Consider the following 20,555-nt stretch of genomic DNA (forward strand, 5'->3'; position numbering starts at 1 on the left):
AAGCGGCCTGCACACACTTCGGGGGCATGACTACGACTGGAGTTCACCAGCGTTCGATCGCCATCGTGGGGATGTCCTTCCGGCTTCCCGGGGCGACCGATCCCGACCGGCTGTGGGAACTTTTGCGCGGCGGCGTCGACGCGACCGCGCACACCCCCGCCGAGCGCTACGACGCGGCGGCGCTGCGTTCGTCCGGGCCCGGCGGTCTCGCCGGTTGCCGGGCCGGGTTCGTCGACGGAATCGCGGACTTCGACGCCGAGTTCTTCGACATGTCCGCGGCCGAGGCCGCCGCGCTCGATCCTCAGCAGCGGCTGCTGCTGATGTGCGCGTGGGAGGCGTTCGAGGACGCCGGAATCGTCCCGGAGCGGTTGCGCGGCTCCCGAACCGGCGTGTTCGTGGGCAACTCCCGGGCTGACTTCCTCGAATCCGCCCTCCAGCAGGGCCTTTCCTCCGCCACGGCGACGCAGCTGGGAAATGTGCGCTCACTGCTGCCCGCGAGGCTGTCTCACTTCTTCGACCTGCGCGGTCCGAGTGTCGTGGTCGACACCGCGTGCTCGTCGGCGTTGACGGCGGTGCACCAGGCGGTGCAGAGCCTGCGGTCCGGGGAGATCCCGGCGGCGGTGGTGGCCGGGGTGAACCTGCCGCTGCGGCCCGACGAGGCCGTGATGATGTCGCACGCCGGGGCCATGTCGGCGGACGGTCGCAGCCGGTTCGGCAGCGCCGACGCCGACGGTCACGCGCCTTCCGACGCGGTCGCGGTGGTGGTGCTCAAGCCGTGGGAGGTGGCGCTGGCCGACGGGGACCGGGTGCGCGCGGTGATCGCCGGCAGCGCGGTGGGCAACGACGGGCGCAGCAGCGACTCGGTGCTCAACCCGTCGCTGGACGGGCAGCTGGACGTGCTGCGCTGGGCCTACCGGGATGCGCGCGTGGAGCCTTCGGAGGTGGACTTCGTGGAGGCGCACGGGTCCGGTTCGCCGCTGCTGGACCCGCTGGAGCTGACCGCGCTGGGCCGGTTCATGGGAACCTCCCGATCACCGGACCGGCCGCTGCTGGTCGGCTCGGTGAAGTCCAACCTCGGGCACGCCGAGGCCGCCGGTGGTCTGGTCGGCCTGATCAAGGCCGCGTTGTGCCTGGAGAACGGCGAGGTGCCTGCGAGCCTGCATGCGGGGAGCCCGCGCACCGACGTGGACTGGTCGGGCCTGTCGATCCCTCGGGTGCTCACCGACATCCCCTCGCGCGCGATCGCGGGGGTGTCCGCGCAGGGGTCGTCGGCGCTCAACGCCCACGTGGTGCTGCGCAGCGCCGAGCACGAGCCGCGCACGCCGGACGACGGGACCCGTTGGCCGCTGGTGCTCTCCGCGCGCACTCCGGAAGCGCTGGCGGATCTGACCCGCGCCTACGTCGAGCACCTGTCGGGTCCGGGCGCGCGGTTCCCGGTGCGCGACATCTGCCGCAGCGCGGCGCTGCGCCGCACCCGCTTCGAGCACCGCGCGGTGGCGATCGGTGCGACGCACCGAGAGCTCGTCGAGTCGCTGACCACCAACAGCACGCCGGAGCTGGACCGGTTCCTCGGGTCCGAATCGGTGGACCGGGACGGGTTGTTCGGTCCGGGACGTCACGTGCCGCTGCCGACGTACCCGTGGCAGACGCGCCGCTGCTGGCCGGGCGAGGAACCGGCCGGTGATGATCCGGCGGAGTGGTTGCTGGGCAAGCACGCGCGCACCGCGTTCGACCAGGATTCCGCGCTGGCCGACATCGGCATCGATTCGCTGGCGAAGCTGCAGCTGCTGGTGGAGGTGCAGCAGCGCACCGGGCGCGAGGTCGACCCGGAGGAGCTGGCGGCGCTGCGCACCGTGCGGGAGCTGTGCCGCTGGGCGAGAGGTCTGACGGAGGTTCGGCGATGAACGTCCTCACGTGGTTCGAACGGGCCGCCGCCCGGTTCCCCGGCGAGCCCGCGCTGGAGGTCGACGGGACCTGCCTGACCTACGCGGAGCTGCGCGAACTGGTCGAGCGGTTGGCGGCCCGGCTGCACGCGGCGGGTGCCCCGCGGCGGGTCGAGCGGTTGGCGGCCCGGCTGCACGCGGCGGGTGCCCCGCGGCGGGTCGGGCTGTTGGCGAACCGCTCGGTGCTCGCCTGCGCCGGCTACCTGGCGGTGCTGCGCGCCGGTGCGACGGTGGTGCCCTTGAACCCGCAGCACCCGCCGGAGCGCGTCCGCGAGCTGGTGGCCAAGACCGGTGTCGAGCTGCTGCTCACCGAGGACTCCTGGGGCCGGGGTGAGTTGAAGGTTCCCGTGCTGCGCGCCGGGACGGACGAGCCCTTCGGACGGGCGCGGGAGGTGCCCGTCGGGCCCGACGACATCGCCTACGTCATCTGCACGTCGGGGTCGACGGGGACGCCGAAGGCGGTGCCGGTTTCGCACGGCAACCTCGACGCGTATCTGACGGAGGTCGCCGCGCGGTACGGGATCGGGCCGGGCAGCCGGGTTTCGGGGAACTTCGAGCTGACCTTCGACGGTTCGGTGCACGACATGTTCGTCACCCTCGGCCAGGGCGGGACCCTGGTGGTGCCGCGCGCGGGAGCGTTGCTGTCACCGGTGCGCGCGGTCAACGCGCTGCGGTTGACGCACTGGTTCTCGGTGCCGTCGCTGATCTCCTTCGCGGAGCGGCTCGGCACTCTGCGGCCTGGGGCGATGCCAACGTTGCGGTGCAGCATCTTCGGTGGCGAGGCGGTGCCGATGGAAGCGCTGCGGAGTTGGAAGCGGGCGGCGCCGAACAGCGATGTCGAGGTGCTCTACGGGCCGACGGAGCTGACCATCGCCTGCACCGGCTACCGGTTGCCGCGCGAGGTGTCGCGGTGGCCGAGCACGCCGAACGGGGTCGCTCCGATCGGCGAGTGCTTCCCCTCGCTGGAGTTCCGGGTGCTGGATCCCTCCGGCAGGCCGGCGACGCGCGGCGAGTTGTGCGTGCGCGGCCCGCAGCGGTTCGCCGGTTACCTCGATCCCGCCGACGACGCGGGACGTTTCGCGCCGGGCGGCTGGTACCGAACCGGGGATCTGGTGACGGTCGAGGGCGGTGTGCTGCTGCACCTGGGGCGCACCGATCAGCAGGTGAAGGTGCGCGGGCATCGCATCGAGCTCGGCGAGGTGGAGACCGCTTTGCGCGCGCTGCCGGGGGTGAGGGACGCGATCGCACTGGCAGTGCCGACCGAGGGCGAACCGGAGCTGGCGGCGGCGGTCGGGGGCGACTGCGATCCCGACGCGCTGCAGGCGGGTCTGCGGGACCGGCTGCCGTCGTACATGCTGCCGCGCCGGATCACGGTGCTGGACCGACTTCCGCTCAACGCCAACGGCAAGCTCGACCGCCGGGCGCTGCGCTCCGAACTAGAGCTGTGAGGCGATGATGTTCGACGCGATCGTCGTGGGTGCCCGCTGCGCGGGTTCGCCCACCGCAATGCTGCTGGCCCGCGCGGGTCACCGGGTGCTGCTGCTGGAGCGCGGGGCGTTCCCCTCAGACACCGTCTCCACGCACGTCGTCCACCAGCCCGGGGTGGCAGCGCTGGCGCGGTGGGGGTTGTTGGACGAGTTGCGCGCCACCGGTTGCCCGCCGCTGCGGCACGCGCGCTACCAGGTCGCCGATGTGCGGCTGGCCGGGTGCGGGCGCGGCGTGGCCGGGCAGCGCGCGGGGTTCGCGCCGCGCCGCTTCGTGCTGGACGAGCTGCTGGCGCGGGCGGCTGTGGCGGCAGGCGCGGAGTTGCGGGAGAAGTGCCGGGTCACCGGGTTGCTGCGGGACGACAGCGGCCGGGTGGTGGGGGTGCGCGGTGAGCACCGGGGCGTGGAGTTCACCGAGCGCGCGTCGCTGGTGATCGGCGCGGACGGGATGCGCTCGTCGGTGGCCGCGCACGCCGGTGCGGGGTTCACGACCTGGGACGAGCGGTTGACCTGCGCCTACTACTCGTACTGGACGGGTGTGCCCGCGGATCTGGAGATCTACGAGTCGCCGGGCAGCTGGGTGGCGGCCACGCCCACGCACGGGCACGCGACGCTGGTGCTGACCTACTTCCCGCAGTCGCGGTTCCGCTCGGTGCGCGCCGACGCGCAGCGCGCCCACCTCGACCGCGTCCGGGAGACCGCACCTGAGCTGCACGAGCGCTTGCAGGACGGGGAGCAGGTGGAGCGGTTGCGGGGGTCCGGTGATCAGCAGAACTTCTTCCGCGAGGCGGCCGGTCCGGGTTGGGTGCTGGTGGGTGATGCCGGGCACCACAAGGACTCGATCACCGCACGCGGGATCAGTGACGCGTTCACCCAGGTCGAGTCGCTGGCCAGGCACATCAGCGGCTTCCTCGATTCGCCGTCGAGGCTGGACGCGGCGTTGCGGGGCTTCGCCTCCGAGCGCGACGGCACCTTGACCCCTGGTTACGCGGCGACGCTGTCGGTGGCGCGGATGACGCCGCCGAACGAGCAGCGGCTGGCCCTGCTGCGCGCGATCCAGCAGGACGAGGAGCTGACGTCGATCTACTTCGACGCCTTCGCCGGCGCCGCCGACAGCACGGCGCTGTACACCCCGAGGCTCCGGGAGCTGCTCGGCCAGGGGCCGAGGTGAGGGCCGGGGGCGGTCGTGGTCCGGACCGTCCGATGTCCTGTTCGCCCGTACGGTTCGGACCACAACCGCCCCCTGGCGAGGTCTGAACGGGCGCCGACGCCGGTCAACGCGACCGAATTGACCGAACACCTGGGCGGCCCGGGCTCGCGATGGTGCAGGCTTGGGGCGTGGTCGAAGCGAACCTCCCCGTCGTCTCCGTGATCGTCGTGAACTACCGCGGCGCGGACGACACCATCACCTGCCTGCGCGCGGTGCGCGACGAGCTGGACTACCCGGCCGACAAGATGGAGGTGCTGTGCGTCGACAACGACTCCGGTGACGGCTCCGCGCAGCGCATCCGCGAGGCCGTGCCCGAGGTGCGGTTGATCGAGTCGGCGAGCAACACCGGTTTCGCCGGTGGCTGCAACCTGGCCGCGCGCGAGGCGTCCGGGCAGGTGCTGGCGTTCCTCAACAACGACGCCCGACCGGACCGCAGCTGGGCGCGGGCGGCCGTGGAGGTGCTGCGGACGGAGCCGACCGTGGGCGCGGTGGCCGGCAAGGTCCTGGACTGGGATGGCGAGCGCGTCGACTTCGTCGACGGCGGCCTCACCTGGTTCGGCATGGGCTACAAGCGGCACGCCGGTGAGCTCGACGACGGTTCGCACGACGCGGCCCGCGACGTGCTGTTCGGCACCGGGTCGGCGCTGTTCGTGCGGGCCGAGCTGTTCGCGGCGCTGGACGGTTTCGACGAGCGCTTCTTCATGTTCTACGAGGACGTGGACCTGGGCTGGCGGCTGAACCTGCGCGGCTGGCGGGTCCGCTACGAGCCGAGGTCGCTGACCTTCCACCGCCACCACGCGTCGATGGCCGAGGTGTCCTCCTCCCGCGAGCACTACCTGCTGGAGCGCAACGCGCTGGCCGCGCTGTACAAGAACGTCTCCGACGAGACGCTCGCCAAGGCGCTTCCCGCGGCGATGGCGCTGGCGGTGCGGCGGGCCACGGCGCGCGGCGAGATCGACCCGACGCAGCTGGAGATCACGCGCCGCGGTGAGACCGAGGACGACTCGCCGGTGCCGATCGACCGCTCCGCGCTGGCGGGGATGCTGGCCATCGACCAGTTCGTGGAGCTGCTGCCGTCGCTGAAGCTCTCCCGCGAGCGGGAGCAGCGGGAACGGGTTCGCACCGATGCCGACCTGCTGCCGCTGATGCGCAAGGCGATGGAGCCCGCCTACCCGCTCCCCCGCTACCTGGCCGCGCACGACGCGCTGGTGGAGGCCTTCGAGCTGGACGAGGTGTTCGGTCGGCCGCGCAAGATCGTGGTGATCACCGGTGACGCGGTCACCGAGCGGATGGCCGGTCCGGCGATCCGCGCGTGGCACATGGCCGAGGTGCTGGCCGCCGAGCACCAGGTCCGGCTGGTCAGCGTCAACGCCCGGGTGGATCCGCCGGAGTCGGAGTTCGCGGTGCTGGCCGCCACACCGCGCGAGCTGGGCGAGCACGTCGAGTGGGCCGACATCGTGGTGCTGCAGGGGCACGTCCTGGAGATGGTGCCGGCGCTCAAGCGCGTGGACTCCACCAAGATCGTGGTCTGCGACGTCTACGACCCGATGCACTTGGAACTGCTGGAGCAGGGCCGGGATTCCGACGACGAGCGCCGCGCGAAGGACCTCGCCGGGGTCACCAAGGTGCTCAACACGCAGCTGGAGCGCGGCGACTTCTTCCTGTGCGCCTCGGAGCGCCAGCGGCACTTCTGGCTCGGGCACCTCGCCTCGCTGGGCCGGTTGACGCCGGGGCTCTACGACAACGATCCGACGGTGCGGTCCCTGCTGTCGGTGGTTCCGTTCGGGTTGCCGTCGGTGGCTCCGCGTCGCACCGCGCCCGCGATCAAGGGCACCAGACCGGGGATCTCGGCCGACGACAAGGTCGTGCTGTGGGCGGGTGGCGTCTACAGCTGGTTCGACCCGCTGACCCTGCTGCGCGCGGTCGACCGGCTGGCGCAGCGGCGGAGCGATGTGCGGTTGTTCTTCTTGGGCATGAAGCACCCGAACCCGGACGTGCCGGAGATGGGCATGGCCGGGCAGACGCGGGCGCTGTCGCAGCGGCTCGGCCTGACCGACAAGTTCGTGTTCTTCAACGAGACCTGGGTTCCCTACCAGGAGCGGCAGAACTTCCTGCTGGACGCCGACTGCGGTGTCACCACGCACTTCGAGCACGTGGAGACGACCTTCGCGTTCCGCACGCGGGTGCTGGACTACCTGTGGTCGGGGCTGCCGGTGATCACCACCGACGGTGATTCGTTCGCCGACCTGGTGCGCAGCGAGGGCATCGGCGTCGTGGTGCCGGCGGAGGACCCCGAGGCGCTCGCCGACGCGTTGGAGAAGGTCCTCTACGACGAGGAGTTCGCCGCCGAGTGCCGTCGCCGGATCGAGCCGGTGCGCGAGCGCTTCACCTGGGAGGCGGTGCTCTCGCCGCTGACCTCGTTCTGCCGCGATCCGCGTCCGGCCGCCGACCGGCTCACCGCCGCCGCGCCGCTGGTGCGCACCGCGCAGTCGGGACGGGTGGAGACGGTCCGCCGGGATCTGTCGCTGCTGCGGGAGTACCTCGACGCCGGTGGTCCCGCCGAGGTCGCCAAGCGCGCGACCGGCCGGTTGCGGCGCATCGCCGGGGAACGGCTCCGTGGCCGCTGACCTGCGGATTCTGCTCGACGCCACACCGCTGCTGGGGCCGCGCACCGGCATCGGCCGCTACACGGCGTCGCTGGTGGCGGCGCTGGCGTCCGATGTGGACGTCCGGTTGATCGGCTTCAGCACCCGGGGGTGGCGTCGGTTGCGCACCGAGGCACCGGCTGGGACGCACGTGGTGGGGCCGCCGATTCCGGCTCGCGCGCTGCGGATGTTGTGGCGGGGTGGGCGTTTCCCGCCGGTGGAGCTGCTGTCCGGGACCGTCGACGTGGTGCACGGGACGAACTTCGTGCTGCCGCCGTCGGTGCGCGCGGCGGGTGTGGTGACGGTGCACGACCTGGCGTTCCTGGACGATCCTTCGCTGGCCGACGAGGACCTGCCCGCGCTGGTGCGGCTTTCGGCGCAGCGGGCGCGCGTGGTGTGCACGCCGACGGCGGCGATGGCCGACCGGGTCGCCGAACGCCTGGACGTCTCACCGGAGAAGCTCGCGGTGACGCCCTTGGGCGTCGATCCCGAGTGGTTCTCCGCGGTCCCGGTCTCAGGTGATCGGATACCTCCCGAGTACCTGCTGTTCGTCGGTGCGGAGGGCCCGCGCAAGGGGCTCGACGTGCTGCGGTCGGCTCTCGCACCGGATCTCCCACCGCTGGTCATCGCGGGGCCGGGCACGGCCGGTGAGGCCGACGGGGTGATCCGCACCGGTTATCTCACCGACGAGCGGTTGCGCGGCCTGGTGGCCGGGGCGAGCGCGCTGGTGCTGCCCTCGCGCGACGAGGGCTTCGGGTTGCCGGTGCTGGAGGCGCTGGCGTGCGGGGTGCCGGTGGTGTGCTCGGACCTCCCGGCGCTGCGCGAGGTCGCCGCTTCGCACGCGGTCTTCGCACCGGCCGAGGACCCGGCCGCGCTGCGCGAGGCGTTGCGCCGCGCGCTGGCCGATCCGCCGGATGCCGAGGCCGGTCGCGCGCACGCGAAGAGCTTCAGCTGGCAGCACTGCGCGAGCCGGACCCACGCCGCCTACCTGCGCGCCGCGGCGTAGGGAACCTTCCGCTCATCCGCGGTGGCGGAAAGCGTCCCCGCTGGTGGTGAAGGCTTCCTTCAGCGCGTCCTGCCAGGGTCGCAGCGGTGTCAGACCCGCGCGCTCCCAGGCCTTCCCGGACAGCACCGAGTAGGTCGGGCGCGGGGTCCGGGTCGGGTAGTCGGCGCTGGTGCAGGCGTTCACCCGGTTCGGGTCGAGGCCCAGTTCGGCGAAGATGGCGCGGGCGAACCCGAACCAGCTCGTGGACCCGGTGTTGGTGCAGTGCAGCACCCGCTGCTGCGGGCCGGTTCCGGTGGCGACGGGTTCGGCGAGCTCCAGCAGGCCGCGAGCCAGGTCCGCGGCCCAGGTGGGCGAGCCGATCTGGTCGTCCACGACGGACAGCTCGTCGCGCTGGGCCGCCAGCCGGGCCATGGTCTTGACGAAGTTCCCGCCGTGGGCGCCGTAGACCCAGGCGGTGCGCACGATCCACGCGCTCGCACCCGATTCCAGCACCGCCTGCTCCCCTTCGAGCTTGGTGCGGCCGTAGACGGTGCGCGGCCCGGTCTCGTCGCCCGGCTCGTAGGGGCGGTCGGCGTCGCCGGGGAAGACGTAGTCGGTGGACACGTGCAGCAGCGGCAGCCCGCCGTCCCGGCACGCCGCGGCGAGCGCGGCAGGGCCTTCGACGTTGACCCGGTGCGCCCCTTCGGGATCGGATTCGGCCGCGTCCACCGCGGTGTAGGCGGCGGTGTTGATCACGACCGGGCGGAGTTCGGCGTCCCGGGCGGCTTGGGCGAGCGATTCGACGGCGTCGCGCACGGATTCGGGGTCGGTGATGTCGAGCTCGGCCGATCCCGGTGCGTGCACCAGGTTCTCGCGCCGGGCGTCGAGGATCGCCGACAGCTCGGAGCCGACCTGGCCCTTGCCGCCCGGGACGAGCACCGCCAACCGGGTCATCGGGCCACCCCCGCGCGCTCCTTCAGCGGCTCCCACCACGACCGGTTCTGCCGGTACCAGGCGATGGTGTCGCGCAGCCCGGCCTCGAAGTCGATCTGCGGGGCGTAACCGAGCTCGGCGATCTTGGTGTGGTCGACCGAGTAGCGGCGGTCGTGGCCCTTGCGGTCCTCGACGGGTTCGACCATCGAGAAGTCCAGTCCGAACTCGGCGAGCAGCCGTTCGGTCAGCTCCCGGTTGGTCAGCTCGGTACCGCCGCCGATGTTGTAGATCTCGCCCGGCGTCCCGGACTCGGCGACGAGCTGGATGCCTCGGCAGTGATCGCCGACGTGCAGCCAGTCGCGCACGTTCATGCCGTCGCCGTAGAGGGGAACCTTGCGCCCGTCCATCAGGTTCGTGATGAACAGCGGCAGCACCTTCTCCGGGAACTGGTACGGGCCGTAGTTGTTCGAGCACCGCGTGATGCACACCGACAGCCCGTGCGTGCGGTGGTAGGCGCGCGCCAGCAGATCGGAGCCCGCTTTGGCCGCCGAATATGGCGAATTGGGCTCGAGAAGATGATCTTCCGGCCACGAACCGGTCTCGATCGAGCCGTAGACCTCGTCGGTGGAGACGTGGACGAACTTGCCCACACCGGCTTCCAGCGCGGCCTGCAGCAGCGCGTTGGTTCCCACCACGTTGGTCACCACGAAGGCGTCGGAGCCGGTGATGGAACGGTCCACGTGGGTTTCCGCGGCGAAGTGCACGACCACGTCGACGCTGGTCATGACCTCGCCGAGCAGGTCGCGGTCGCAGATGTCGCCGCGCACGAACCGCAGCCGGGGGTCGTCGGCCACCTCTGCCAGGTTCGCCTCGTTGCCCGCGTAGGTCAGCTTGTCCAGCACGATCACTTCGGCACCGCTGAAGGCCGGATAAGCCCCGCTGAGCAGCTGCCTGACGTAGTGCGAGCCGATGAAGCCGGCCCCACCGGTGACCAGAATCCGCATTCCGCCTCTTCCTCGTCCTGCGCGGGCAGTAGGCGCACCGCCCGCGATGGGCAGTCTGACATGCGCCGATGCTCGACCCCATCGACTCCCAAGTTACGTACTGTCACAGACGTGGTTCACCCTTATGAGTGAGATCACCGGATCTCGAGGGACCCGTCATGCTTCGAGTGGATCACCGTTAGCCTTCTTCGAGAAGTCGGGCAATATCACTCGTGTAGGTGTAACGCTCGCCCCCGCAGCCCCCAAGGAGGAATCGCGTGGACGACCGGCCGAGGCGGCCCGGGAGCCCTGATGGGCGGCCCGGAAGAGGTGTTCCGCCACGTGGCCCCGGAGGCGGACCGACCCGCTCCGGCGCTCCTGCCGGCCGACCGCAGGGTGCTCGTCGCACCGCTGCGGCAGGCGCTGCGAAGACCGGCTCCGCGGGTGCTGCGAGGAGCAGCTCAGCGACTGCTCAGAGTAAGGCTGCGGCGAGGCAATCCGCTCGAACCGGTGACGCCGACTTGCATCCCGACGACGTCTGGAGCAGAGGCGGCTTCTGGCAGCGGAAGACCACCCGCAACGGCGCCCGCACCCTCACCGCCCTGCTGTCGGTGATCGTCCTGTGCATCACCGGCTTCGCCTGGGCGATGTTCCGGCCAGGAGCGGGCGGCACCGGCACCGCCGACGTCATCGGCAGCGGGTTCAGCGCCCCCGACGGGGCCACCGACATCCTGCTGATCGGCAACGACAGCCGCACCGACGCGCAGGGCAACCCGCTGCCCAAGCAGATCCTGCAGGAGCTGCACACCACGCAGGAGGGCGGCGACCTCACGGACGCCATGATCCTGGTGCGCATCCCCAACGGCGGTCACAGCGCCAGCGCCATGTCCTTCCCCCGCGACACCATGGTCAACAGCGGCATCGGCGAGGACAAGCACAAGCTCACCGAGACCATGAACCGCGGCAAGGACGCCGAGCGCGCCAAGCTGCAGGACGAAGGCGTCACCGACCCCAAGGAGCTCGACGAGAAGTCGCGGCTGGCCGGCAAGCAGGCGCTGCTGACGACCATAGAGAAGCTCACCGGCGTCAGCATCGACCACTACGCCGAGGTCAACCTGCTCGGGTTCTACGAGATCACCAAGGCCGTCGGTGGCGTCGAGGTCTGCCTCAACGAGGCGACCAAGGACAGCTACTCCGGCGCGAACTTCAAGAAGGGCGTGCAGACGATCCAGGGCGCTGACGCGCTCGCCTTCGTGCGGCAGCGCCACGGCCTGCTCAACGAGCTCTCCCGCGGCAAGCGCCAGCAGGTGTTCATGTCCGCGCTCGCCCACCGGATCCTGTCCTCCGGCACCCTGGCCAACCCGGCGAAGCTCAGCGCCCTGATCGACGCGATCAACAAGTCGGTGACCCTGGACCCCGCGCTGGCCAGCGACATCCTCGGCTTCGCCGAGCAGATGCAGGGCATCGCCGGCGGCAACGTGCAGTTCTACAGCGCCCCGGTGCACCTGGTCGGCGAGTCCGGCCAGGAGGACGTCACGCTCAACATCGCCGAGAGCAAGCAGTTCGCGGCCGACCTGCTCCTGCCCCCGCAGCAGCGCGCGCAGAAGCTGGCGACCCTGAAGTCCCCGACCAAGATCACCACCAGCGTCTACAACGCCTCCGGCATCAGCGGGCTGGCCGCCAACGTGCTGGAGGAGCTGACCAGTCAGGGATTCCAGGAAGGCAGCAGCTCCAACTCCGAGACCCGCAGCTCCTCGGTCGTCTACTACGCCAACGGCGAGCAGGACGTCGGCAAGATGGTCGCCGAGTCCCTCGGCGGCCTGCCCACCGAGGTCAGCCCCAACCTGACCGCGGGCAGCGTCGAGGTCTACATCGGCAAGGACTACAAGGGCCCCGGCAAGTCGAACTTCACCGGCGCCCCCACCCTCCGCCTCGACGGCCTGAACAAGGCCGCACCGCTGCGCACCCAGGCGGACACCGGCAACAGCCCCATCACCGCCGACGGGGTCCCCTGCATCGACTGAGGTGCATGGGAACTTTCCTGTCACCGCCGACACCGCCAAGCAGCATGGGAGCTTTCCTGTCACCAGCAGATGACAGGAAAGCTCCCATGCTCCTGCTGTGAAGGGCTGGATCCACCGACCGCTTCCTGGTCGCTCTTCCAACGTGCGGTCGGCCTGCGCGAGGCCGAGCGCCGTATCGCAATTGAGGGCCGTCCTTTTCTCGTCATTTCGCGACGCCCGCCTCATGCACGCTGATCCGGAATCGAGCACATCGCGCTTCGGATATGGGGGACAACCCCCAAGGGATCCCCCCGAAAGCGCGAACAGTGACCCAAAACCGCCCTGGGCCAACAAGTGGGCAGGTCAGCGACTTGCTCGAATTCCTTTCCCGCGCGGAGCAACCGGGCCGGGACCGGCACGTCCTACGAAGCAAAAGCGGGTGAGAAAAACCGGTAGCGCTCTGGGGAAGGACCCAACCATGCTGAAGCGAATTCGCACCGTCGGTGCCGCGACCGCACTTCTCGGCGGAACTCTGCTGATCGCCGGGTGCAGCGGCCAGGCCGCGACGAACTCGCCGGCCGGGCTGTCCAACTCCGGTCCGCAGGCCGTCAACGCCGCCGGACTCGGCACCGCGCAGGGCGATGACGTCTCCGCGTCCCACTGCTCGGCGACGGACTTCCAGATCAAGCTGCAGGCCCAGCCCAACCCGAACCAGTACCTGCTGACCATGACCAACACCTCGGACGAGGCGTGCGAGCTCGGCGGCTGGGTGAACCTGACCCCCACCAACATGGCCAACGAGCCGATCGAGGAAGTTGCCGGTGAGAACGTCGAGATCCCGGGCGGACCGCAGGACATCACCCTCGAGCCGGGCCGGACCGCTTTCGCCGGCGTCCACGCCGAACTGGGCGACAGGGGCGACTCGAACACCTACGTCACCAGCGGTTTCATCGCCAGCCCCGCCGACATGAGCGGCTCGGTCAACGCCCCCGTCAACGGCCTGAACAACGAGCCGGTCACCGAGATCCCGCTGAAGAGCCTGCAGGTCGGCACCCTCCAGCCCTCGGCCCAGGGCGTCCTGTTCTGACCGACCCCACGGCCACCCGAAGCCCGCGCTGCACCGGCGCGGGCTTCGCCGCGTTCAGCAGCCCTTCACGAGGTGAGCGAAAGGTTCCCCACCTCACGCCCCAGGGAGCCTCCCGGGAAGTGAGCGGAAAGTTCCCTTCCTCGTGACCGAAGAGCTCCCACGATGACCACAAGGTTCCCTCCCCCAACCCAGAGGTTCCCCTCATGAAGTGAGCGAAAGGTTCCCCTCCTCCCGACCGAGACATTCCCCTCACGACGTGACCGAAAGGTTCCCCTCCTCCGGCTTTTGAGCATGATCCTCGGCGGTTTACTGTGAATCATCGACACAAACCCAGGGGGAGGGCTCGGTGGACGAACCGGATCAGGGGCATGAGCACCCCGAGCCGGACGACCCCGAAGTCGCTTCGTCCGGCCGATCTCGCTCAGCGGCGCGGATCGCGGGACGGAGCGTGGTGGCGTTCGCGTCGGTCGTCGTGCTGGGGCTCAGCGCCGTCGGCTGGTTCGTCATCGACCGGCTCAGCGAGGTCAGCTCCGCGAAGGTGCTCGCCGAGGTGCCGCACGCTCCCCCGCCGGACGACGGGGCCACCGATGTGCTGCTGGTCGGCAGCGACAGCCGCACCGACGCGCAAGGCAATCCGCTGCCGCTGAAGGTCCTCAAGCAGTTGCGCACCGAGGCCACCGGTGGGCTCAACACCGACAGCCTGGTGCTCATCCGCGTACCGCACAGCGGCGCGGCCCCGACCGCGGTGTCCATCCCGCGCGACACCTACACCGAGACGCCCTCCGGGGCCCCCGACAAGATCAACACGGTGTACGGGCTCACCAAGAAGGCCGCGGCCGACGAGCTGGAAGGCCAGAACCTGCCGGCCGTCGAGGTCGACCACCGCTCGAAGGTCGCCGGGCAGCGCGCGCTGGTGCAGACCGTGCAGACGCTCACCGGCATGCGCATCGACCACTACGCCGAGATCAACCTGCTCGGGTTCTTCGAGCTCACCGACGCCGTCGGCGGTGTCGAGGTGTGCCTCAACAACGCGACCAGCGACAAGGATTCCGGGGCCGACTTCAGCGCCGGACGGCACACCATCACCGGCGGGGACGCGCTGTCGTTCGTCCGCCAGCGGCACGGCCTGCCGCGCGGCGACCTGGACCGCATCGTGCGTCAGCAGGTGTTCATGGCGGCGTTGGCGAACAAGGTGCTCTCGACCGGCACGCTCACCGATCCCGCGATGGTCAACGACCTGACCGCGGCCACCCAGCGCACGGTCGAGCTCGACGAGGACTGGGACGCGCTGGGTTTCGTGCAGCAGATGCAGCAGATCGCCGCGGGACGCGTCAACTTCGTGACGATGCCGGTGCTCAGCGCGGGTGCTCGCGACGAGCGAGGTCAGAGCATCGTCTCCATCGACCGGGCTGCCGTGCAGCGGTTCTTCGCCGGCCTGTCCGCCAACGCGCCCGGCCTGGCCCCGAAACCGGGCCTGCGCTTGGACGGGACCGCCCGGCAACGACCGATCACCTCCGACGGCGACGTTCCCTGCGTGAACTAGCCGGTTAGGCTGCGCGCATGAGCGTCACCCAGGCACTTCTCGGCCCGCTGCTGACGAGCGGCGCACCCAAACCGCTGATCACGCACTACGACGACGCCACCGGTGCTCGCATCGAGCTCTCCCGAGCCACCACCGCGAACTGGGCGGCCAAGACGGCGAACTGGCTGGTGGACGAGATCGACCTGGAGCCGGAAACCCCGGTCTCGGTGTCGCTGCCCGCGCACTGGCAGACGGTCGGCGTGCTGCTGGGCGCCTGGTGGGCGGGTGCGCACGTGACCGACGAGCCCGCGGGCGCCGAGGTCGCGTTCGTCCCGGCCGCCGACCTCGCGCGCGGCGAAGGCGCGCACGTGGTGGCCGCCGTCGGCCTGGACCCGATGGGGGCGCCGGTTCGCGACCTGCCCGCCGACGCCGTGGATTACGTCTCCGACATCCGCGTGCACGGGGACGACTTCAGCCCGATCACGCCCGTCGCCGGGGATTCGCCCGCACTGCTGGGCAAGTCGGTGGACGAGGTGCTGGAGCTGGCGAAGCGCCGCGCGGGCGAGCTGGGAATCGGCCGCGACGACCGGGTCCTGTCCACCGTGGACTGGACGTTGCCCGACGGCGTCGTGGACGGACTGCTCGCGGTGCTCGCCGCGGAGGCCGCGCTCGTGCACTGCACCAACCCGGACCTCGCCAAGCTCGACAAGCGACGCGCCGACGAGCGCACGACCGTCGAACTCGGGCTCTGAGAGGCCTCTCACACAAGGCCCGCATCAGTTACCTACTCGTGGGTAACATCGAGGGATGCGTGCTGCGCAGTCACTCTTCCGCACCGAGGGCGAGCTCTTCGTGCCGAACGAGGCGTCCGGGAACCCCTGGGGCGAGCTGACCGGGGGTGGCCCGATCGCGGGCCTGATCGCCCGCGCCATCGAAGCGGCCAACGACGACCCGGACCTGTTCGTCGCCAGGCTCACCGTGGACCTGATGCGCCCGGTGCCGCGGGTCCCGCTGTCGATCGAGGTGCGTCCGCTGCGCACCGGCAAGCGGCTCCAGGTGGCGCAGGCCGGCCTGCACATCGACGGCCGGCTGCACACCAACGCCACCGCCCACCTGCTGCGACGCTCCGACCTAGACGGCCCCGCGCCCGACTCCTCGGTGCCGTTCGCCGGTCCCGACGGCCTGGCGGACCTCACGCTGCTCCCACCGGAGCTGGGGCTGCGCTGGGGAGTGCACGACGTGATGCAGGTGCGCTGGATCGCCGACCAGTCGGCCACCGGCGTCAGCCGCGCGTGGATGCGGATGCCGCTGCCGCTGCTGCCGGGTGAACCCCTCAGCCCGCTGTCGCACGTGGCGATCCTCGCCGACGCGATCAGCGCCGCCAGCCCGGTCGGCGAACTGTTCGGCCCCTGGATCAACACCGACGTCTCGATCTACCTGCACCGCGAGATGCGCGGCGAGTGGCTCGGCATGGAGATGCGACGAGACGTCCAACTCACCGGGATCGGCACCGCCCACGCCCGCCTCTACGACACCGAGGGCCCCATCGGCACAGCCCAGGAAGCAGTCATGGTCAACCAACTCGGCTGACCCCAGCACCACAACACCTTCACGGGCACCCCGATTACCGCCGCAATCAGGCACCTGAGAACGGCCGTAATCCGGATACCCGACCCGCTGCCGTCGTCCGAACCCGGAGAACCGCCGTAATCAGGTACCCGAATACCGCCGTAATCCGGTCGGATGCGGAGGTGGGGTTGGTTGCGCTTGGGCGCGGGTCAGGACTGGTCGGCCTTTGCCTGGAGGGCTGTGTGCTTTTCGTGGACCAGGGTTTCGAGGTCCGCTTGGAAGGTCGCCATCTGGTGGCGGAGGCGGGTGCCCAGGTCTCCGGAGTCGGTGGCGAGGGTGCGGACCGCGAGGAGGCCCGCGTTGCGGGCTCCGCCGACCGAGACCGTGGCGACCGGGACTCCCGCGGGCATCTGGACGATGGAGAGCAGGGAGTCCATGCCGTCCAGGTGCTTCAGGGGCACCGGGACGCCGATCACCGGCAGCACCGTGGCCGAGGCGACCATGCCCGGCAGGTGCGCGGCGCCGCCCGCGCCCGCGATGATCACGCGGATCCCGCGGTCGGCGGCCTCGCGCGCGTAGTCGAGCATCCGCTGCGGCGTGCGGTGCGCGGAGTAGACGCCGACCTCGAAGGGGACGTCGAACTCGGCGAGCGCGTCACCGGCCGCCTGCATCACCGGCCAGTCGGAGTCGCTGCCCATGATCACGCCAACGAGCGGCTGCTCACTCACGCGGACCTCCTGGAATGTCGAAAACTGCTGGACGTCAGTGGATTTCGTGGCCGTCGAGCCACTCACCCGCGGAGAGCCAGTGCGCCGCCAGCCGTGCCTGCTCGCGGACCTCGGCCATGTCGTCGCCGAGAACCGTGATGTGGCCCAGCTTGCGGCCAGGGCGCTCGCTCTTGCCGTAGAGGTGCACCTTGGCGTGCGGGTAGCGGGCGAACAGGTGGTGCAGCCGCTCGTCGACGCTCATCGTCGGCTCGACCTCGGCGCCCAGCAGGTTCGCCATCACCACGGCGGGCGCGGTCTGCTCGGTGCTGCCCAGCGGGTAGTCGAGGACCGAGCGCAGGTGCTGCTCGAACTGGGAGGTGCGGGAACCCTCGATGGTCCAGTGCCCGGAGTTGTGCGGGCGCATCGCCAGCTCGTTGATCACCAGGCCGTCGGCGGTCTCGAACAGCTCCACCGCCAGCACGCCGGTGACGCCCAGCGACTCGGCGACGTTGAGGGCGATGTCCTGGGCCCGCTCGATCAGCTCCGGCGAGGCGTCCGGGGCCGGTGCCAGCACCTGCACGCAGATGCCGTCCTCCTGCACGGTCTCCACCAGCGGCCACACCGCGCCCTGCCCGAACGGCGAGCGCGCGACCAGCGCGGCCAGTTCGCGGCGCAGCGGCACCCGCTGCTCGGCCAGCAGCGGTGCGCCGCCGTCGAGCAGCTCGGAGACGGTGCGCTCGGCGTCCTCGGCGGAGTCGAGCACCCACACGCCGCGACCGTCGTAGCCGCCGCGAGCGGTCTTGAGCACGCACGGGAAGCCGTGCTCGGCACCGAACTTCAGCACGTCGTCGACCGAGGTGATCTCGGCGAACGACGGCACCGGCAGCCCCAGTTCGGCGAGCTTGCGGCGCATCACCAGCTTGTCCTGGGCGTGCAGCAGCGCGTCGGGGCGCGGCTGCACCGACACGCCGGCGGCCTCCAGCGCGCGGAGGTGATCACCGGGAACGTGCTCGTGGTCGAAGGTGACCACGTCGCAGCCCTGGGCGAAGGTCTTCAGCGCCTCCAGATCGGTGTGGTGGCCGAACTCGACGTTCGAGGCCACCAGCGCAGCGGACTCGTCCGCGGAGTTCGCCAGCACCTTCAGCGACTGCCCGAGCGGAATCGCCGCCTGGTGCGTCATCCGGGCGAGCTGGCCACCGCCGATCATGCCGACAACTGGGGTTCCGGTGCGCTGGTCCACCCGTCCAGCGTAAGGCGGCGCACCCCTCACACCTGCACCGGGACGGGCTAGCGCGACCTGGTTCACACCCGTCACAACGCGGCGAGCAACCGGCACACCTCCGCGTGATCGCCCGGCAGCGTCTCCTCCTGGAACCGGATCTGGCCGCAGTCGCGCAGCGCCGGGTCCGCGGCCAGCCGGTTCTCGATCATCCATTGCGCCTGCTGGCAGCGGTTGCGCAGCTGCGGCGTGCGCGGGGCGAGGATCGCCACCGTGGCCGCGCGCAGCAGCGCCGTGGTCTCGCCCGCGTCGAAGACCGCGCGCAGCACGTCGGCGATGAGCACCATCGCGACCATCCGCGGGTAGCCGTCGGTGGACACGCCCAGCATCACGGTGATCAGCGCGTAGTCCTCGTCGGCGGTGGAGTCCCGCGAGCTCGCCTCCCGGTAGACCTCGTGCAGCCGGGTGCGCAGGTAGGCGGCGGTGTTGAGCCCGGTCAGCGGGTCCTCGACCTCGCGACCGACCGCCATGCCGCTGACCGCGTCCGCCCAGCCCAACGCCGTGATCCGGATCAGCGAGGCGGGCACCGCGTCCGGGTCGGCCGAGACCAGCCCGTCGGAGTCCTCGCCCGCCACGGCGTGCAGGGCGGCGAGGTCCTGCAGCGTTCCGGACAGCCCCACGCCGGATTCCGCGCGCGACGCGCCCAGTTCCGCCAGCGGATCGGACAGGTCGTCGCCCGACACGACGGCCGCGCACACGGCGTCCACGGCCGGAACCTCCCAATCGCTGGGGAACGGCCACCCCGCTGCTAGGCTCGCCGTCCGCCAGCGCGAGCGCACCGCTCGCTCCAGCGTCCGCACTGCCGACGCGTCACACCTCAGTGGCCAGTCCCGCATGCTCAACGTCCCTCCCCATTGGGCCTACACGTGAGCGAGACGAAGCAGGCGGTCGCCCATGACGGTGGACTCGCTGGCTTTGCCCATACGATTCGGATCACAATGTTCGGCGAATTCCACACCAGGTGGTTTTCGCCAACCGAGCTTCCAGGTAGGACTGACGAGGACATGCCCCCTGCGGGGAGGAAGGTGCGGCGTGGCGACTGTTCCAGCGGAAGTCGAGAGCCCCAGCGACGGTGAGCTCCTGGAAGAGGTTCGCGGCGGTTCGTCGCAGGCCTACGGCGAGCTCTACGAGCGGCACGTGGCGGCGGCCTACAACATGGCCCGCCAGGTCGCCAAGTCCGCGGCCGAGGCCGACGACCTCGTCTCCGAGGCGTTCGCCAAGGTCCTCGACGCGCTGCGCGAAGGACGCGGTCCCACCACGGCTTTCCGCGCCTACCTGCTGACCGCGCTGCGGCACTGCGCCTACGACCGCACCCGGCGCGAGCGCAAGGTGCAGCTGGCCGACGACGTCGCCGAGGTCTCCGGCGCCGACGTCAGCGTGCCGTTCACCGACACCGCCGTCGACGGGTTGGAGCGCACCCTCGCCGCGCAGGCGTTCTCCCGGCTGCCGGAGCGCTGGCAGACCGTGCTCTGGCACGTCGAGATCGAAGGGCAGTCGCCCGCCGAGGTCGCCCCGCTGCTCGGGCTGACGCCCAACGGCGTGTCCGCGCTGGCCTACCGCGCCAGGGAAGGGCTCCGGCAGGCCTACCTGCAGGTCCACCTCGGTCAGCTGGAAGCCACCGGCTCCGGTGTGGAGCAGTGCCGGGCCGCCGTCGACAAGCTGGGCGCCTGGACCCGGGGCGGGCTGTCCAAGCGCGAGACCGCGCAGGTCGAGACCCATCTGGACACCTGCGACCGGTGCCGGGCGCTGGCGGCCGAGCTCGCCGACGTCAACGGCGCGCTGCGGGTCATCATCGCGCCGCTGGTCCTGGGCGTCACCGCCACCGGCTACCTCGCCGCGGCGTCCTCCGGCGGCACCGCCGCCGGTGCGCTCGTCACCGGTGGCGCCGCCGGTGGCGCCGGTGCGGCCGCCGGGGACGCGGCCAGCTCGGGTCCTCGCCAGGCGGTGACCGCCGGTGTCGCCTCCGCCGTGCTGGCGGCCGCGATCGCGGTGGCCATGACCTCGGGGGCCGACCAGTCCATCCCGGTCGCGCAGGCACCTGCGGCGGCGCCCGCCGCGGAACCACCCGCGCCGGCACCGGCTCCCGCACCCCCGGCGGCGCCACCGGCCGCACCGCCTGCGGCGCCCGCTCCGGCGGCTCCTCCCGCGGCGCCGCCCGCCGCTCCCGCTCCCGCCGCCGCCGAACCCGCAGCCGAGGAGGCGTCC

The 20,555-nt window shown here is 71.1% G+C and carries 16 protein-coding genes; 11 read left to right on the top strand and 5 right to left on the bottom strand.

Translation table 11 applies throughout. From position 1 onward, the window contains the following. The first annotated feature begins 26 nt into the window (after positions 1-26). The 5 genes from E1202_RS01130 to E1202_RS01150 all read left to right on the top strand — a co-directional run bounded on the left by E1202_RS01130 (position 27) and on the right by E1202_RS01150 (position 8,288). Positions 27-1,904 (top strand): type I polyketide synthase, encoded by a 1,878-nt coding sequence (locus tag E1202_RS01130; RefSeq protein WP_132680368.1) that lies wholly within the window; start codon positions 27-29, stop codon positions 1,902-1,904. Further along, positions 1,901-3,391 (top strand): AMP-binding protein, encoded by a 1,491-nt coding sequence (locus E1202_RS01135; RefSeq protein WP_132680369.1) that lies wholly within the window; start codon positions 1,901-1,903, stop codon positions 3,389-3,391. Before E1202_RS01130 ends, E1202_RS01135 begins: the two co-directional genes overlap by 4 nt. Positions 3,392-3,395: 4 nt before the next feature. Continuing rightward, a complete protein-coding gene (locus tag E1202_RS01140; RefSeq protein WP_235877509.1) occupies positions 3,396-4,598 on the top strand; it encodes an FAD-dependent oxidoreductase in 1,203 nt (400 codons plus the stop codon). Positions 4,599-4,747: 149 nt separating this feature from the next. Further along, complete coding sequence (locus tag E1202_RS01145; RefSeq protein WP_132680370.1) at positions 4,748-7,264, top strand: glycosyltransferase; 2,517 nt, start codon at positions 4,748-4,750, stop codon at positions 7,262-7,264. Next, positions 7,254-8,288, top strand: a complete 1,035-nt coding sequence (locus tag E1202_RS01150; RefSeq protein ID WP_132680371.1) for a glycosyltransferase family 4 protein — start codon at positions 7,254-7,256, stop codon at positions 8,286-8,288. Before E1202_RS01145 ends, E1202_RS01150 begins: the two co-directional genes overlap by 11 nt. A gap of 12 nt (positions 8,289-8,300) precedes the next feature. Here the strand turns inward: E1202_RS01150 and rfbD are convergent, their stop codons facing one another. Together rfbD and rfbB are read right to left on the bottom strand one after the other, a co-directional pair. Further along, positions 8,301-9,221, bottom strand: coding sequence for a dTDP-4-dehydrorhamnose reductase (gene rfbD, locus E1202_RS01155; protein WP_132680372.1), 921 nt, complete (start codon positions 9,219-9,221; stop codon positions 8,301-8,303). Further along, positions 9,218-10,204: a dTDP-glucose 4,6-dehydratase gene (gene rfbB / locus E1202_RS01160; RefSeq protein WP_132680373.1), complete on the bottom strand. Its 987-nt coding sequence runs from the start codon at positions 10,202-10,204 to the stop codon at positions 9,218-9,220. Before rfbB ends, rfbD begins: the two co-directional genes overlap by 4 nt. A 500-nt stretch (positions 10,205-10,704) precedes the next feature. Here rfbB and E1202_RS01165 point away from each other — a divergent pair, with 500 nt between their 5' ends. The 5 genes from E1202_RS01165 (at position 10,705) to E1202_RS01185 (ending at position 16,385) form a co-directional block, all read left to right on the top strand. Continuing rightward, positions 10,705-12,207, top strand: a complete 1,503-nt coding sequence (locus E1202_RS01165) for an LCP family protein (RefSeq protein ID WP_235877513.1) — start codon at positions 10,705-10,707, stop codon at positions 12,205-12,207. A gap of 457 nt (positions 12,208-12,664) precedes the next feature. Beyond that, positions 12,665-13,273 (top strand): DUF4232 domain-containing protein, encoded by a 609-nt coding sequence (locus E1202_RS31200; RefSeq protein WP_165943695.1) that lies wholly within the window; start codon positions 12,665-12,667, stop codon positions 13,271-13,273. Positions 13,274-13,619: 346 nt separating this feature from the next. Next, the gene (locus tag E1202_RS01175) at positions 13,620-14,816 is read left to right on the top strand and encodes an LCP family protein (protein ID WP_132680375.1); all 1,197 of its coding nucleotides are present in this window, start codon (positions 13,620-13,622) and stop codon (positions 14,814-14,816) included. A 17-nt stretch (positions 14,817-14,833) separates the two neighbouring features. After that, positions 14,834-15,547: a TIGR03089 family protein gene (locus E1202_RS01180; RefSeq protein ID WP_132680376.1), complete on the top strand. Its 714-nt coding sequence runs from the start codon at positions 14,834-14,836 to the stop codon at positions 15,545-15,547. Positions 15,548-15,602: 55 nt separating this feature from the next. Further along, on the top strand, positions 15,603-16,385 hold the full coding sequence (locus E1202_RS01185) for a thioesterase family protein (protein WP_132680377.1): 783 nt from the start codon (positions 15,603-15,605) through the stop codon (positions 16,383-16,385). Between the two features lie 188 nt (positions 16,386-16,573). Here E1202_RS01185 and purE read toward each other — a convergent pair whose 3' ends face one another. The 3 genes from purE to E1202_RS01200 form a co-directional block, all read right to left on the bottom strand. Continuing rightward, positions 16,574-17,062 carry a 5-(carboxyamino)imidazole ribonucleotide mutase gene (gene purE / locus E1202_RS01190; protein ID WP_132680405.1) on the bottom strand — a complete coding sequence of 163 codons (489 nt, stop codon included), beginning with the start codon at positions 17,060-17,062 and terminating at the stop codon, positions 16,574-16,576. A 64-nt stretch (positions 17,063-17,126) separates the two neighbouring features. Continuing rightward, on the bottom strand, positions 17,127-18,311 hold the full coding sequence (locus tag E1202_RS01195; RefSeq protein ID WP_132680378.1) for a 5-(carboxyamino)imidazole ribonucleotide synthase: 1,185 nt from the start codon (positions 18,309-18,311) through the stop codon (positions 17,127-17,129). 71 nt (positions 18,312-18,382) lie between these two features. Then, a complete protein-coding gene (locus tag E1202_RS01200; RefSeq protein ID WP_235877515.1) occupies positions 18,383-19,057 on the bottom strand; it encodes a hypothetical protein in 675 nt (224 codons plus the stop codon). 325 nt (positions 19,058-19,382) lie between these two features. On the opposite strand from E1202_RS01200, the gene E1202_RS01205 reads away from it, so the two are divergent. Beyond that, positions 19,383-20,555: sigma-70 family RNA polymerase sigma factor (locus E1202_RS01205; protein ID WP_165943696.1), on the top strand; the 1,173-nt coding region annotated here is incomplete at its 3' end.

This window comes from Saccharopolyspora karakumensis, assembly GCF_004349225.1.
Classification (GTDB): domain Bacteria; phylum Actinomycetota; class Actinomycetes; order Mycobacteriales; family Pseudonocardiaceae; genus Saccharopolyspora; species Saccharopolyspora endophytica.

What these genes read in the sequence shown, in the direction of transcription:
- E1202_RS01185 (WP_132680377.1), top strand. Translation starts at nt 15,603, where the DNA reads ATGCGTGCTGCGCAGTCACTCTTCCGCACCGAGGGCGAGCTCTTCGTG.
- E1202_RS31200 (WP_165943695.1), top strand. Translation starts at nt 12,665, where the DNA reads ATGCTGAAGCGAATTCGCACCGTCGGTGCCGCGACCGCACTTCTCGGC.
- rfbB (WP_132680373.1), bottom strand. Translation starts at nt 10,204, where the DNA reads ATGCGGATTCTGGTCACCGGTGGGGCCGGCTTCATCGGCTCGCACTAC.
- E1202_RS01140 (WP_235877509.1), top strand. Translation starts at nt 3,396, where the DNA reads ATGATGTTCGACGCGATCGTCGTGGGTGCCCGCTGCGCGGGTTCGCCC.
- purE (WP_132680405.1), bottom strand. Translation starts at nt 17,062, where the DNA reads ATGGGCAGCGACTCCGACTGGCCGGTGATGCAGGCGGCCGGTGACGCG.
- E1202_RS01135 (WP_132680369.1), top strand. Translation starts at nt 1,901, where the DNA reads ATGAACGTCCTCACGTGGTTCGAACGGGCCGCCGCCCGGTTCCCCGGC.
- E1202_RS01180 (WP_132680376.1), top strand. Translation starts at nt 14,834, where the DNA reads ATGAGCGTCACCCAGGCACTTCTCGGCCCGCTGCTGACGAGCGGCGCA.
- rfbD (WP_132680372.1), bottom strand. Translation starts at nt 9,221, where the DNA reads ATGACCCGGTTGGCGGTGCTCGTCCCGGGCGGCAAGGGCCAGGTCGGC.
- E1202_RS01145 (WP_132680370.1), top strand. Translation starts at nt 4,748, where the DNA reads ATGGTGCAGGCTTGGGGCGTGGTCGAAGCGAACCTCCCCGTCGTCTCC.
- E1202_RS01130 (WP_132680368.1), top strand. Translation starts at nt 27, where the DNA reads ATGACTACGACTGGAGTTCACCAGCGTTCGATCGCCATCGTGGGGATG.